The organism is Microbacterium sp., assembly GCF_036823965.1.
Taxonomy (GTDB): domain Bacteria; phylum Actinomycetota; class Actinomycetes; order Actinomycetales; family Microbacteriaceae; genus Microbacterium.
The window spans coordinates 168223-181230 of sequence record NZ_DAITBE010000002.1; the positions used below are offsets into that span (position 1 = coordinate 168223).

Annotated in this window: 15 protein-coding genes; 3 read left to right on the forward strand and 12 right to left on the reverse strand. The window is 69.0% G+C overall.

From position 1 onward, the window contains the following. Positions 1–44: 44 nt before the first annotated feature. The 4 genes from V7Z82_RS05025 to V7Z82_RS05040 all read right to left on the reverse strand — a co-directional run bounded on the left by V7Z82_RS05025 (position 45) and on the right by V7Z82_RS05040 (position 2915). Positions 45–566 carry a hypothetical protein gene (locus V7Z82_RS05025; RefSeq protein WP_334148641.1) on the reverse strand — a complete coding sequence of 174 codons (522 nt, stop codon included), beginning with the start codon at positions 564–566 and terminating at the stop codon, positions 45–47. A 26-nt stretch (positions 567–592) separates the two neighbouring features. After that, positions 593–1555 (reverse strand): SDR family oxidoreductase, encoded by a 963-nt coding sequence (locus tag V7Z82_RS05030; protein WP_334148643.1) that lies wholly within the window; start codon positions 1553–1555, stop codon positions 593–595. Between the two features lie 95 nt (positions 1556–1650). Continuing rightward, the gene (locus V7Z82_RS05035) at positions 1651–2553 is read right to left on the reverse strand and encodes a VOC family protein (protein WP_334148645.1); all 903 of its coding nucleotides are present in this window, start codon (positions 2551–2553) and stop codon (positions 1651–1653) included. Next, positions 2544–2915, reverse strand: a complete 372-nt coding sequence (locus tag V7Z82_RS05040; RefSeq protein ID WP_334148647.1) for a DoxX family protein — start codon at positions 2913–2915, stop codon at positions 2544–2546. The genes V7Z82_RS05035 and V7Z82_RS05040 overlap by 10 nt, the downstream gene beginning before the upstream one ends. 269 nt (positions 2916–3184) lie before the next feature. Between V7Z82_RS05040 and V7Z82_RS05045 the strand changes: the two genes are divergently transcribed. The 3 genes from V7Z82_RS05045 (at position 3185) to V7Z82_RS05055 (ending at position 6240) form a co-directional block, all read left to right on the forward strand. Further along, positions 3185–4195 carry a TerC family protein gene (locus V7Z82_RS05045; protein WP_334148649.1) on the forward strand — a complete coding sequence of 337 codons (1011 nt, stop codon included), beginning with the start codon at positions 3185–3187 and terminating at the stop codon, positions 4193–4195. A 105-nt stretch (positions 4196–4300) separates the two neighbouring features. Continuing rightward, a complete protein-coding gene (locus V7Z82_RS05050) occupies positions 4301–5569 on the forward strand; it encodes a hemolysin family protein (RefSeq protein WP_334148651.1) in 1269 nt (422 codons plus the stop codon). 62 nt (positions 5570–5631) lie between these two features. Continuing rightward, positions 5632–6240 carry a DUF4333 domain-containing protein gene (locus tag V7Z82_RS05055; RefSeq protein WP_334148653.1) on the forward strand — a complete coding sequence of 203 codons (609 nt, stop codon included), beginning with the start codon at positions 5632–5634 and terminating at the stop codon, positions 6238–6240. A 33-nt stretch (positions 6241–6273) separates the two neighbouring features. Here the strand turns inward: V7Z82_RS05055 and V7Z82_RS05060 are convergent, their stop codons facing one another. From V7Z82_RS05060 to cmtR, 8 genes are all read right to left on the reverse strand, one after another. Beyond that, on the reverse strand, positions 6274–7164 hold the full coding sequence (locus V7Z82_RS05060) for an SDR family NAD(P)-dependent oxidoreductase (RefSeq protein ID WP_334148655.1): 891 nt from the start codon (positions 7162–7164) through the stop codon (positions 6274–6276). A 142-nt stretch (positions 7165–7306) separates the two neighbouring features. Further along, a complete protein-coding gene (locus V7Z82_RS05065) occupies positions 7307–8728 on the reverse strand; it encodes a PepSY-associated TM helix domain-containing protein (protein ID WP_334148657.1) in 1422 nt (473 codons plus the stop codon). After that, positions 8725–9960, reverse strand: coding sequence for a Dyp-type peroxidase (locus tag V7Z82_RS05070; RefSeq protein ID WP_334148659.1), 1236 nt, complete (start codon positions 9958–9960; stop codon positions 8725–8727). The genes V7Z82_RS05065 and V7Z82_RS05070 overlap by 4 nt, the downstream gene beginning before the upstream one ends. Further along, positions 9960–10502: a copper chaperone PCu(A)C gene (locus V7Z82_RS05075; protein WP_334148661.1), complete on the reverse strand. Its 543-nt coding sequence runs from the start codon at positions 10500–10502 to the stop codon at positions 9960–9962. Before V7Z82_RS05075 ends, V7Z82_RS05070 begins: the two co-directional genes overlap by 1 nt. Before the next feature lie 11 nt (positions 10503–10513). After that, a complete protein-coding gene (locus tag V7Z82_RS05080) occupies positions 10514–11161 on the reverse strand; it encodes a copper resistance CopC family protein (RefSeq protein ID WP_334148663.1) in 648 nt (215 codons plus the stop codon). Positions 11162–11283: 122 nt separating this feature from the next. Continuing rightward, the gene (locus V7Z82_RS05085; protein ID WP_334148665.1) at positions 11284–11889 is read right to left on the reverse strand and encodes a hypothetical protein; all 606 of its coding nucleotides are present in this window, start codon (positions 11887–11889) and stop codon (positions 11284–11286) included. A 37-nt stretch (positions 11890–11926) separates the two neighbouring features. Next, positions 11927–12643 carry a cation diffusion facilitator family transporter gene (locus V7Z82_RS05090; protein ID WP_334148667.1) on the reverse strand — a complete coding sequence of 239 codons (717 nt, stop codon included), beginning with the start codon at positions 12641–12643 and terminating at the stop codon, positions 11927–11929. Next, positions 12640–12999, reverse strand: coding sequence for a Cd(II)/Pb(II)-sensing metalloregulatory transcriptional regulator CmtR (gene cmtR / locus V7Z82_RS05095; RefSeq protein ID WP_334148671.1), 360 nt, complete (start codon positions 12997–12999; stop codon positions 12640–12642). The genes V7Z82_RS05090 and cmtR overlap by 4 nt, the downstream gene beginning before the upstream one ends. Between the last annotated feature and the right edge of the window lie 9 nt (positions 13000–13008).

The window sequence follows — 13008 nt, forward strand, 5'->3', positions numbered from 1 at the left end:
ATGCGCGTCGCCGCCCGCACCATCTGGTCATCCGTGCGCGCGCGTCATCCGTGCGCGAGCACCTGCAGCCCGATCACGGCCAGGCCGAGTGCGGCTTCGGCGCCGAGTGCGATCAGGCGCTGGGGCCAGGTGAGCGGGATGCGTCGGACTGCCACCCAGCCGATGACGACGAGGGAGGCGACCAGTGCGATCGCACTCGCCCGCAGCGCGGTGTCGGTGTGCCAGACATCGAGCGCCGCGACGCCGAGGAAGATGAACGGCAGCGCGACGGTGCTGAGCGCACCGAAGCTCGAGTTCACCGCGTGCCGCAGCTCAGGACGTGTGAAGAGTCGTCCGTGCACGACGAGGTGCGACACGAGGTCGGCGGTGAACACGGCGAGCAAGGTGCCGAGCACCGTGACGATCAGTGTCTTCGCTGCGTCGCCGGCACTGACATGCCCGTGCGCCGACAGCGTGATCACGACCGCGAGTGCCGCGAACGTCAAGTAGATGCGCTCCTTGAGGTGTGCGGCACGTGCGGCGCGTTCTGCCTCGTCGATCTCCCCGGTCATGCTGTCGTCGACCATCCGGCAGTGCTGTTCATCCTCTCAGCCTACGAGCGGGCGGTGGCGTCATGGCGTGGGAAGGCGACGCCGGTCAGCTCCTCCGAGAGCTGCCAGACGCGAGCGGCTTCCTCCTGGCTGCGAAGTCGGGAGTACATCGGCTGCTCGGCCGGGGCGCCACCGAGGTGCCCGATGCCGCGTGGTCCGTAGAGCCGAGCTCGTCGCGCCTCCGGAGACGTCGCGGCATGGAGTGCGGGCAGCGCGGCGGTCTCCGGGGTGCCGACGATGATTCCTCGGGCGGATCCCCAGCGGATCATGCGCACGCCGACGGTGTCGCGCGATCGGCCGAGCTCAGGGCGAGCGGCCAGCAGGCTCGTGGGTGCGATGCCCGGGTGCGAGAGGTTGCTCGTGATGCCCCACCCTGCTGCCTCGCTGCGACGATCGAGCTCGAGTCCGAACAGGCCGAACGCGATCTTGGACTGGCTGTAGGCGGTCATCCCGTTGTAGGTCTGCTCCCAGTTGGGATCCGCCCAGTTGATGGACCGTTCGTTCGCGGCGACGCTGACCTGCGACGTCACACGTGCATCTCCTGCGCGGAGCAGGGGGAGCAGGTGCGCGACGAGCGCGAAATGACCGAGATGGTTGGTCCCGAACTGCAGTTCGAACCCGTCAGCGGTGACCTGACGGTTCGGCGGAGTCATGACCCCGGCGTTGTTGATCAGCAGGTGGATCGGGCGGCCGTTCTCGCGCAGCGTCTCGCCGAGCGTCGCGACGGAGTCGAGCGACGACAGGTCGAGGGGGAGCACGGTCACGGTCGCCGTCGGCACCGCCGAGCGGATGCCGGATGCCGCCCGCTCGCCCTTCTCCTGGTTTCGCACCGGGAGCACGAGTTCGGCGCCGGCGGCAGCGAGGCGGGTCGCGATACGCAGCCCGATCCCGTCGCTCCCGCCGGTCACCAGCGCACGTCGGCCGTCCAGGGACGGAACGGTGATATCGATCGATCTCGGTGCCATGTCGCACTCCTTCTCTCGCTGATCACCTTCCCCGAGATCGGGTCGGGTATCCAGGGAGCGCTGGTCCGTGGAGCGAGAACCCCTCGTTGCGGGGGTCAGGCGGCGCCTTCGGGCGAGATCACCAGGCTCGTGCCCCACGGGTCGGCCAGACGCAGTGCGCGCCCGTCGTCGGCACCGGCGATGCCGTGGGAGCGGATGCGGTCGGCGATGCTCTCGACGTCGTCGCGGGTCGGGACGACGATGCGCACATCACCGAGTCCGAGCGCGGCCGCACGCGGACCCGCGCCCGCACTCTGCCAGGTGTTCATGCCGATGTGGTGGTGGTATCCGCCGGCCGAGACGAAGAGCGCCGACCCCAGGTCGGCCGTGACGTCGAACCCCAGCACGTCGACGTAGAACCGCCTCGCGGTCGGGATGTCGCCGACCTGCAGGTGCACGTGGCCGATCGCCGCAGTGTCTCCGACGTCAGCGGCATCCTCGTCGAGCCAGTCCCGCAGGAACCCGTTCGGGTCCAGCGGAAGCGAACCCATCTGCACGCCTCCGCCAGGCAGCAGCTGCCACTGATCGCGAGGGCGATCGTGGTAGAGCTCGACGCCGTTGCCCTCTGGGTCGGTGAAGTAGAACGCCTCGCTGACCAGGTGATCGGCCGAGCCCGTGTACGTCTGCGGCACGTGCTGCGCCATCGAGGCGAGCGATGCCGCGAGGTGCCTCTGATCCTGGAAGAGGATCGCCGTGTGGTACAGCCCGGCGCTGCGCGGAGCGGCGGTCGGCAGCTCTCGCTCCTGGCGCAGCGTCATGATCCGCTGGGTGCCTCGGCCGAGCACGGCGGTGGCTCCGGACTGATCGAGCACATCGAGCGTGACCGCCCGCTGGTAGTACGCGGTCATCGCATCGAGGTCCCGCACGAGCAGCTCGACCGTGTCCATCTGCGTGCCGTCCGGGGCGGCGCCGGCCGTGGCGGCGGGAGCGCCGCGCCAGGCGGCTGCCGTCACGCCCATGTCGCGAACCCGAGCCAGGCGGCCGCGACCGCGAGAAGCAGCAGCACGATGTTGACGACCAGCGTCTTCACCTCGCCGCGCACGATGTGCGTGATGATCGCGCCGACCTGCACGAGCACGAGGCCGAGGGCGGCGAGCGGGGCCAGGATCGTGGCGACGCCGGTGAGCGGAGGGAGGATCAGGCCGACCGCGCCGAGCACCTCGAGCAGGCCGATCGCGGTGACGGTCCAAGCGGGGAAGTCCGGTGCCCAGGTGAGACCGGACTCCGCGAGCTTCGCCGGCGGACGAACGACTTTCAGCCCGCCGGCGGCCAGGGAGGCGAGAGCGAGGATCCCGGCGACGATCCAGTACGCGATCTGCATGTGACGTCCTTCTGCGAGGGTTCTGCCCGTCGGGGCAGATTGATTGACTTTTCAAACAACCGTCGCCGGGTCCTCTGCATTCCGCTCGTCTCAGCCGATGGTCGAGGACTGTGCTCCGCATCCCGTAGAATGGGTGTACCAAGGGGAGTACTCCGACACGGTGGGTTCGTCATTACGGATGCAATCGCATCCCGGTTCACCGGTTCCTGATCTCAGGAATGGAGAAGACTTTGGCGCTGCTTTTGCATACGCCGACTCTGGAGCATCTCTTGGACATCACCCCCCTCATCTGGATCATCACGATCGCCGTCACGATCGCGTTCTTCGTGTACGAGTTCTTCGCGCACGTCCGCACGCCGCATGAGCCGACGATCGGCGAATCCGCGCGCTGGTCGATCTTCTACATCAGCCTGGCGCTGCTGTTCGGCGTCGGCATCGGCATCTTCTCCGGCTGGACCTTCGGCGGTGAGTACTTCGCCGGCTACCTGACCGAGAAGGCACTGTCGATCGACAACCTGTTCGTCTTCCTGATCGTGATGACCGGATTCGCGGTACCGAAGAAGTACCAGCAGAAGGTGCTGATGATCGGCATCGTGATCGCGCTGATCCTGCGAGGCATCTTCATCGCGGTCGGCGCCACGCTCATCGAGAACTTCTCCTGGATCTTCTACCTGTTCGGCGCGCTGCTCCTCGTGCTCGCCTACCGCCAGGCATTCAGCAACCACGAGAGCAACCCGGCCAACGGCCGCTTCATGACCTTCGTCCGTCGTCACCTGCCGGTGAGCGACGAGTACAACGGCGACAAGCTCACGGTCGTCAAGAACGGCAAGCGCTTCGTCACGCCGATGCTGCTCACGATCATCGCGATCGGCTTCATCGACCTGGTCTTCGCGGTCGATTCGATCCCCGCCATCTACGGTCTCACCGACCAGGCGTACATCGTGTTCACCGCCAACGCCTTCGCGCTCATGGGTCTGCGTCAGCTGTACTTCCTGATCGGCGGCCTGCTCGAGCGTCTCGTCTACCTGGCGCAGGGCCTCGCGGTCATCCTCGCCTTCATCGGTGTGAAGCTCGTGCTCCACGCTCTGCACGTCAACGAGCTGCCGTTCATCAACGGAGGCCAGGGCGTCGAGTGGGCACCCGAGATCCCGATCTGGTTCTCGCTGCTGTTCATCGGTGCGACCATCGCCGTCGCCACCGTCGCGAGCCTCGTCAAGACGCGTCGCTCGCCCGAATCCGTCACCTCCGCAACCGAACACACCGAATCCACCGACAACTAAGGAGCCCTCCTTGAACGCCCACTGTTCTGACTCTTCGGACTCTGACAGTACGAGCGCCCGGTTCACCCCGGGCGCGCACCTCACCACGACGCAGGCCGCCCGCTGATGGGCGATCTCGTCTGGAACATCGCCCTCGTCTTCGCGTTCGTCCTGATCGGTGGTGTGTTCGCCGCGACCGAGATGGCCCTCGTCACACTCCGTGAGAGCCAGATCAACGCGATCTCGCTCCGCGGCCGCCGCGGGGCCAAGGTCGCAGCGCTGGCGCGCAACCCCAACACGTTCCTCTCGGCAGTGCAGATCGGCGTCACGGTCGCCGGGTTCGCGTCGGCCGCGTACGGTGCGACATCGATCGCGCCGTCGCTGGCTCCGCTGCTCGAATCGTGGGGGCTGGCTCCCGCGCTGTCGCTGACGATCGCGACGCTCGTGCTGACGCTGATCATCGCCTACCTCTCGCTCGTGCTGGGCGAGCTGGTGCCCAAGCGGCTGGCGATCCAGCGCAACGCGCAGTTCGCTTATGCGATCGCCCCGGCCCTCAACGGCTTCGCTGTCGTCATGCGGCCGGTGATCTGGCTGCTGTCGATCTCGACCAACGCCCTCGTGCGCCTGCTCGGCGGCGATCCGGACAAGACCTCGGATGAGCTCACCGACGAGGAGGTGCGCGACATCGTGGCGTCGCATCAGGGACTTCCTGACGATGAACGGCGGATCCTCGACGACGTGCTCTCGTTGCGCGGTCGCCAGATCAGCGAGGTCATGCGGCCGCGGCCGGAGGTGGTCGCGCTCGACGAGACCGCGACCGTCGCCGAGGCCATGGCGCAGGTGCGCGAACTGCCGTTCTCGCGATACCCGGTCTCCGACAAGTCGATCGACGACATCACGGGCTTCGTGCACGTGCGCGACCTGTTCGAGGCCTTCGCCGTCGATCCGGCGCGTCCGCTCGACGCACTCGTGCGTCCGATCCCGTACATCCCCTCGACGGCCCGCGTGCTGCCGACCCTGACGCGACTGCGCGCCGATGGTCACCACATCGCGGTGGTCGTCGACGAGTACGGCGGCACGGACGGGCTCGTCACGCTCGAGGACCTGGTCGAGGAAGTCGTCGGCGAGATCTTCGACGAGTACGACACCGCAGTGCTGGAGTCGCCGGGCGGGGATCTCGACGGTCGACTCAACCTGCAGGACTTCGAGGAGGCGACGGGGATCGAGCTGCCGCGCGGTTCGTCCGACACGGTCGCCGGCTTCGTGACGGAGCAGCTCGGGCGCCTGGCGGTCGTCGGCGACACGGTCGAGGTGGCCGGCGCGACCATCCAGGTCGCAGAGCTCGATCGCCGCCGCATCGCGAGGGTGCGGGTGTCGCCTCACGCCGAGGAATGACCCGAGGCGGCAGGACGGGGCGCGATACGCTGGCCGGACGATCCGATCAGGGGAACCATTCCATGCGCACGTCTCGTCCCGTCCTGCTCGCCGCCGCCGTGATCACGATCGCGGCCGCGCTCAGCGGCTGCACGGCCAGCATCACCGCAACGGTGTCACCCGACAAGATCGCCGACCTCGCGGAGGACGCGCTGGAGGCCGAGATCGGCACACGCCCCGACATCGACTGCGGATCGGATGACATCGAGCTGAAGCAGGGAACGACCGTGCCGTGCCTGCTGACCGACCCGGCGACCGGCTCGGAGTTCGACGCTGACGTCACGCTGTCCAAGGTCGAGGGCACGAACGTCACGGTGTCGGTGCAGGTCGCCGATGCACCGAACGGCGCTCCGGAGGATCCTCCGTCACCGGACCCGACGATCGCCACCGGCACACTCGTGCTGAGCGCCACCGAGATCGCAGCGACCGCGGAGAAGGCGTTGAAGGATGCCGGTGTGCTGACGAACCCGGGGGTCGTCTGCCCCGGTGGGGACCACGAGGTCTCGAATGGATTCACGCTCGACTGCACCGCGATCGACGGCGGCACCCAGTACGCGGCATCCGTCACGATCTCCGACGTCGAGGGGTCGTCCTACTCGGTCAATGTGATCATCCCGGAGCTCGTCGGCTGACGTCAGGCACCGGTCAGGCAGCGGTCAGGCCGGTCAGGCCGGGAACGTCACCCCGGTGAGCTGTTCCGCGACCGCCCAGAGCTCGCGACCGACGCTCGCGGATCGCACCTGGTCGCTCGCGGTCACCCTGGCGGGTCGACCGCGGAACTCCGCGAGTCCGCCCGGCCCCCAGTAGTCGCCGCTCACGACGTCGGCCGCGGTCGCCGCATGCACGATCGGCAGCGCACCGTCGTCCTTGCCCTGCACCAGGACGCGCGTCACGGCGGCCAGCGCGCGGATCGGCGCCGCCACCTCGCTGACGCCAGGCCGCTGAGCCGTGAGCGGATCGACCGCATAGCCCGGGTGCGCGCACACCGCTGATCGCTCAGAGCCGGACCACCGTCGATCGAGCTCGAACGCGAACGCCATCAGCGCCGCTTTCGACCTGCCGTACTGGCGCAGCGATGTGCCGTGCCACGGCTGATCCAGGGTGACCGGGTCGATCGTCGCGAACCGGTGGGCGAGCGATCCGACCGCGACGATTCGTGCGTCCGCTGCCAGCGCGGCGTCGAGCTGGGCGATCAGCGCGAAGTGTCCGAGGAAGTTCGTGCCCACCATGAGGTCGAGCCCGTCGCTCGTGCGGGCGGCGCGATCGGCCGCCTTCACCCCGGCGTTGCAGATGACGGCATCGAGGCGTTCGTCGATGCCGGATGCCGCCGCGGCGACGCTCTCGAGGGAGCCGAGGTCGAGGCCGACGACACGGAGATCGGCATCCGGCACCTGCGAGCGGACCGCGTCGACCGCGCGGCCCGCGCGTTGCGGAGAGCGGCAGCCGAGCAGCACGCGCGCACCGCGAGCCGCGAGCTGCTCGACGCACCAGTAGCCGATGCCGGCGTTGGCCCCCGTGACGAGGATCGTGCGGCCGGTGAGGTCGGAAGCATCCATCCCCTCAACCTACGCGCACCTCCTCGTTTCGCCGCTCGCAGCTCGCCGACCCGGCCCCTTGTGTGCGACCCACCCCCTTGCAGACGGCCACAACGGGGTGGCTCGCACGCAAAGGGGTGGGTCGGCAGGTGGAGGGGGGACGTCAGACGCGACGACTGCGAGCCATGAGTCCCAGCAGCACGTCGAGCACGACGAAGCCCAGGAGCGTCCACCCGACGAGTGGCAGCCACAACCCGATCAGCACTGCGCCGACGGCGACGGCGCCGACACCCCACCAGGGGGCGTCACCCACAGCGCCGCGACGCGGGGGAGTGCCCACGAGGCGCCGCGGATCCCGTGCGGGACGGCGCTTCCACCACATGAGATAGCCGAGCACGACCATCCCGGCGATCGCACCCGCGATCAGGAACAGCACGAGCTGATTCGCGAGACCGAACATCGCGCCCATGTGCAGGTCGATGCCCCAGCGCGCGAGCTTCGCCGGCAGCGAGTACTCCGCGAAGTCCACCCGGTCGACCACCTGCATCGTCGTGCCGTCGATCGAGACCGTGTCGACCTCGGTCGGGAACGACGCCTTGATCTCGCGCACCACCCAGGCGGCACCCGGTTCGACCGGCGGCTTGATCTCGACCTGCCCCGTGTTGACGTTCGTGCGCTGCGCGATCGCGAGCACCGCGTCGAAGGTGGCGGGGTTCGCCGCGCCGGTCGGTGCGGACTCGGCGCCGTGATGGTGCGCGTGCTCGTCGACCGGAGCATCCGCTTGATCGCCCAGGGTGGTGACGAGCGCGGGCGTTCCCCAGTCGAGCGCGGCCCGCAGATTCGAGACGTTCGTGCCGGCGTACTGCGACCAGGTGATGCCGGTCGCCGAGAGGAACAGCGCGCCGAGCACCACCCAGATCCCGACCGAGGCATGCCAGCCGAACACCCGCCGGTACCCCGTGTGCGCGCGATTCGGACGCACGAGGTCCCGCTTCGCCCGCGCTTTCCGGACGCGGATGATCCACAGCGCGAGTCCGGCGAGAGCCACGATCCCGAGCCAGGATGCCGCGAGCTCGCTGTAGCCTCGGCCGAACTCCCCGAGGTGCAGGTTGCGATGCAGGTTGTCGATCCAGGTGCGCAACGGCAGCGCGCCGCTGGTGCCGTAGACCGTGAGGTCCCCGCGGATCTCGCCGGTGCCTGGGTCGATGAACACGGCACGGGATTCGCTCGCGCCCAGCCCATCCTGCGCGAACAGGATGCGAGTGGTATCGCCGGGCTCCGGCGCAGGTCGCACGGCCGACAGGGTCGCTTCATCGCCGATGTATCCTTCGGCGACCGTGATCTGCTCGGCCAGCGAGAGGCGTGACTCGGTCGTCGGCGCATGCAGCTCGTGCGCGTAGACGGCCTGCTCGAGCTGCGGTGTGAGCGCATACAGCGCCCCGCTCACGGCGGCGATCAGGATGAACGGACCGATGAGGATGCCGGCGAAGAAGTGCAGTCGCAGCAGCATGGCGCCGAACCACCCTCCGCGGCGCCGGCGGAGCGGACCCGGTTCCGCACTGGGGGTCTGGGCGGTGAGCGTCATGCCGCACCCCCACCCGCGAGCAGCGTCTCGCCGATGAATCCGCCCTCGGCGCATCCCGGCGGGATCGCGAACACCGCGGAGCCGATCGGCGTCGTCCATTCGTTCAGCAGGTCGAGGTCGGCGAGGCGCTGCTGCATCGGGGTGAACTGGCGGTCGACGTCGGCCTGGAACGACACGAAGAGCAGACCGGACTCCGAGACGCTCGCACCCGACGGACGCTCGTCGTAGTTGTAGCCGCGACGGAAGATGCGCTCGCCGTCGTCGCCGCGCGCGCGACGGATGTGCGCGAACTGCGGGATGACCGGGAAGCCGACTGTCGTCGTCGCGTCGAAGTCCGGTTCGTCGAACTCCTTCGCTCCGGTCAGCGGGGCGCCGTTCGACATGGTCCGTCCGACCGATGCCTCCCGCCCGCTTCGATCAAGGCGATCCCACTTGTCGAGATCCATGCGGATGCGGCGGATGACCGCTCCGGTACCGCCGGCCAGCCAGCCCTCGCCCGCCCACACCACGGCGTCGAAGTCCTTCGTGCCCGGCTCGGGATTCGTGGTGCCGTCGACCTGGCCGAACAGGTTGCGCATGGTGGTGCCGGGGCGTTCGGTGCCGTAGGCGCGGCGGAACCCGGTCTGGCTCCACCGCAGTGATGCGAAGCTGCGCGCGTCCTTCAGCAGCATCCGCGCCGCGTGCGCGACCGTCAGCGGATCGTCGCCGGCGACCTGGATGAGCAGATCGCCGTCGCTGAACTCCGGCTGCAGCCGATCGATCGAGAATGCAGGGAGCGGGGTGAGCCAGGCCGGTGCAGCGCCGCCGGCTCGTGTCACGAAGCCCGGGCCGAACCCGAAGGTCACTGTGAGGCGTGCCGGCGACATCGCGAGCTCAGGCTCCGAGTCGGCGAGTGCCGCCATCCCCTGGGTGAGCCGGGCGGCGTCGTCGCTGAGGATGCGCATCAGGCGGGTCAGCCCGTCGCGATCCGTGCCGTCGAGCAGGTCGAGGCCGAGGAACTGGCCGTGCGCCTGCGCGGCGGTGTCGATCCCGGCCTGGTGCACGCCGAAGAACGGCACTGTCTCCTCGCCGTTCATCGGCGCCGCAGCGGCCGGTGCGGGTGGTCTGTTGAGCGCGAAGTCCACGCCGATCGCCGCGGCAGCGCCGACTCCGGCGACAGCCCCTCCGAGGAGGAACTGCCGCCGGGTCGACCCGGTGCGATCGGTGCGCGCGCCCTCGACGGGCGCGGGCATCAGTGATCCATGCCTTCGTGCTCGTCGCCGTCGTCGTAGTTCTCGTTGGCGCCGGAGTAGTCCTTCACCGGTGCCTCGAACTCGTACGTGGAGTCGTCAGAGAACGTGAGCGTGACCGAGACCGTGTCTCCGGCCTTGAGGGGCGCGGTGAGGTCCATGAACATGAGGTGATCGGCGCCCGGTTCGAGCGCGATCGAGCCACCGGCCGGGATCACGAAACCGCCCTCGATCTCGCGCATGACCATCTCGCCGGCCTCGTTCTCGACGGTCTCGTGGAGCTCGAGCATCGTGGCGGCGGAGGACTCGGCCGAGACCACCGTCACCTCCTGGTCGCTGTCGTTCACGAGGGTGCCGAATGCTGCGGACATCCCCTCGTCCGCGGACTTCACCCAGCCGTCCTCGATCGTGACCGAGTCGCCGGCGGGAGCCGACTCGGTGGGCGCGTCGTTCGCCGGCGCCGCGCACCCGGTGAGGGCGAGCAGCGAGATCGCGACGAGCGAGACGAAGCGGGGCAGGGCGGTGGTGCGTGTCGTGGTGTTCACGAGTGGGCCTTTCAGAGCTGTTCTTCCGCAGCTTCGCCGGATTCGGACGCTGCGGATGCCGTGCGAGGACGGCGAAGGATTCGATACAGGGCGAAGGCGGCAGCGGCGAGCACCGCGCCTCCTGCGCCGATGAGCAGCACCCGAGGGATGCCGTCGGCGTCTGTCGTGGTCTGATCCGATGCGCTGCCGGCATCCGCATCCGCATCCGCATCCGTGTCGGACTCCGATGGTTCGGATGCCGAGTCGTTCGCATTCGTGGAGGGCATGGGCTCCGCGTCGCCGATCGTGAACGGCACGATGCCCGAGATCGGGTGCCCGTCCTCCGACACGACCTGCCAGCGCACCTGGTAGCCGGCATCCGGCATCCCGGGGTCGACCGGTGTCGTGACGGTGTTGCCACTGACCTCGACGGCTCCGGACACCCAGTCGCGACCGTTCTCGTCGACGACGATGACGACCGCGCCGAGTGTGGAGTCACCGAGCACGAGCAGCTCTCCGGAGAACGTCAAGACGATGTTCTCCGGAGCCGCATCGAGGCGCTCGTCGGCTCCGGGCGTGCTGTTGACGAGGGAATCATGGGCGGAAGCGGGCGCTGCGATCGCGAGGACCGCGACAGCCGCCACCGCCAGACCGACGGCGATTCTGCGGACAGGGGACATGGTGGACAGACCTCTCGACGGGCGTCGACGACCGACGCCGTGCGTGCGTGCGGATCTCCCGACGCCGGTGATCGGCGCACGGGAGCAGATCGCCACCCGGCGCTGTGCCGGGGGAGATGGGATCAGACCGTCGCGAGCCGCGGCGGGGCACGCCCGCGCAGAGTGGAGAGCAGGAAGGCGCTGCGCAGCACCGCGATCTCCACCCGGAGGGCGGGGCGGGGCGCAGGGCGGAGGAACTGAGGTGCGAGGACGGCGTCGACCCGGCGCTGCAGCCACCGCACGCTCTGCTGCGCGAGGTCGCGTAGGGCGAGGAGCAGACGCTCACCGCGGTGGAGGGCGACGATCGTCGCGAGGGCGGCGATCGCGTGGCCGAACCACATCATGCCGCCGGCAGCCACGGTCTCGGCGATGCCGCCGGTCTCGGGAAGCACGAGCGGTGCGCCGTGGACGTGCCCTCCGGTGGCGCCGGCCGGGGTGATCGAGCCGAGCACGAAGAGCACGTGGAAGAGGAACTGGCTCACGCCCACCGAGATGGCGAGGCGGACCGCGTTGAGTCTGCGTCCTGCGAGCAGCACGCAGACCATGAACGAGAGCATCCACGGCACGAGGATGCCGAGCGCGCCGGGCATGGAGCCGCCGGCGGTGACGTGTCCGGCGAGCGCTGCGAAGATCGCCACCGAGGATGCGGCGAATCCGCGAAGGACCGCTGGCTTCCTGGACTCGTGCACGCACCCATTCTGTCAGGTGCGCGGACGGCGCCGACGCTCAGGCGCGGTCGTGGTGGTGATCAGCCTCGTGGTCGTGGTCGTGGTCGTGGTCGTGGCCGTGCTCGTCGTGGTCGTCCTCGAGGATCATGCCGACCGAGGTGGCGCACGCGTCGCCCTTCCACGCCTCGACGCCCTCGCGGATCGCGAAGGCCGCGATCACGAGACCGGCGACGGCATCCGCCCACCACCAGCCGAACAGCGAGTTGACGACGAGCCCGATGAGCACGGCCGCCGACAGGTACGTGCAGATGAGCGTCTGCTTCGAGTCGGCCACTGCGGTCGCCGATCCGATCTCGCGGCCCGCGCGCCGCTCGATGAACGACAGGAAGGGCATGATCGCGACGCTGATCGCCGTCAGCACGATGCCCACCGTGCTGTGCTCCGGACGTTCCCCGGAGACGAGCGAGAACGCGGACGACGCCGTGACGTAGACGGCGAGCGCGAAGAAGGCCACCGCGATCACGCGCAGTGTCGGCTTCTCCCAGCGTTCAGGGTCGCGGCGGGTGAACTGCCAGGCGACCGCCGCGGCGGACAGCACCTCGATCGTCGAGTCCAACCCGAATCCGATGAGTGCGACGGAGGAGGCGATCGATCCAGCGGTGATCGCGATGACCGCTTCGATCAGGTTGTAGCCGATCGTGATCGCGACGATCAGTCGGATGCGGCGGTGCAGTGTCTCGCGTCTGGCCGGCGACACGGTCGTCGGGGCGCTCATCGCGCGTCCACCGGCTCGCAGCATCCTGCGACGCTGCAGGACGGGTCGAGGCACGGCACGCTCTCGTCGACGGCGAGCGTGACGTCGACCAGGGCCAGCAGCGCTGCCGTGATGTGCGGGTCGGCGACCTCGTAGCGGGTCTGGCGGCCCTCCGTCTCGGCGACGATGATGCCGCAGCCGCGCAGGCACGCGAGATGGTTCGACACATTCGTCCGGGTGAGGTCGAGGTCCTCCGCCAGGCGCGCGGGATAGCCGGGCGCTTCGAGCAGGGCGAGGAGAATACGCGACCTGGTCGGATCGGCCATGGCGCGGCCCAGTCGGTGCATGACGTCGAGACGCGAAGAAATGGTCAGCATGCACTGACT

Excerpts from the sequence above, each read along its gene's own strand:
- V7Z82_RS05025 (WP_334148641.1), bottom strand. The coding sequence starts at position 566 with ATGGTCGACGACAGCATGACCGGGGAGATCGACGAGGCAGAACGCGCC.
- V7Z82_RS05030 (WP_334148643.1), bottom strand. The coding sequence starts at position 1,555 with ATGGCACCGAGATCGATCGATATCACCGTTCCGTCCCTGGACGGCCGA.
- V7Z82_RS05035 (WP_334148645.1), bottom strand. The coding sequence starts at position 2,553 with ATGGGCGTGACGGCAGCCGCCTGGCGCGGCGCTCCCGCCGCCACGGCC.
- V7Z82_RS05040 (WP_334148647.1), bottom strand. The coding sequence starts at position 2,915 with ATGCAGATCGCGTACTGGATCGTCGCCGGGATCCTCGCTCTCGCCTCC.
- V7Z82_RS05050 (WP_334148651.1), top strand. The coding sequence starts at position 4,301 with ATGGGCGATCTCGTCTGGAACATCGCCCTCGTCTTCGCGTTCGTCCTG.
- V7Z82_RS05055 (WP_334148653.1), top strand. The coding sequence starts at position 5,632 with ATGCGCACGTCTCGTCCCGTCCTGCTCGCCGCCGCCGTGATCACGATC.
- V7Z82_RS05060 (WP_334148655.1), bottom strand. The coding sequence starts at position 7,164 with ATGGATGCTTCCGACCTCACCGGCCGCACGATCCTCGTCACGGGGGCC.
- V7Z82_RS05065 (WP_334148657.1), bottom strand. The coding sequence starts at position 8,728 with ATGACGCTCACCGCCCAGACCCCCAGTGCGGAACCGGGTCCGCTCCGC.
- V7Z82_RS05070 (WP_334148659.1), bottom strand. The coding sequence starts at position 9,960 with ATGCCCGCGCCCGTCGAGGGCGCGCGCACCGATCGCACCGGGTCGACC.
- V7Z82_RS05080 (WP_334148663.1), bottom strand. The coding sequence starts at position 11,161 with ATGTCCCCTGTCCGCAGAATCGCCGTCGGTCTGGCGGTGGCGGCTGTC.
- V7Z82_RS05090 (WP_334148667.1), bottom strand. The coding sequence starts at position 12,643 with ATGAGCGCCCCGACGACCGTGTCGCCGGCCAGACGCGAGACACTGCAC.
- cmtR (WP_334148671.1), bottom strand. The coding sequence starts at position 12,999 with ATGCTGACCATTTCTTCGCGTCTCGACGTCATGCACCGACTGGGCCGC.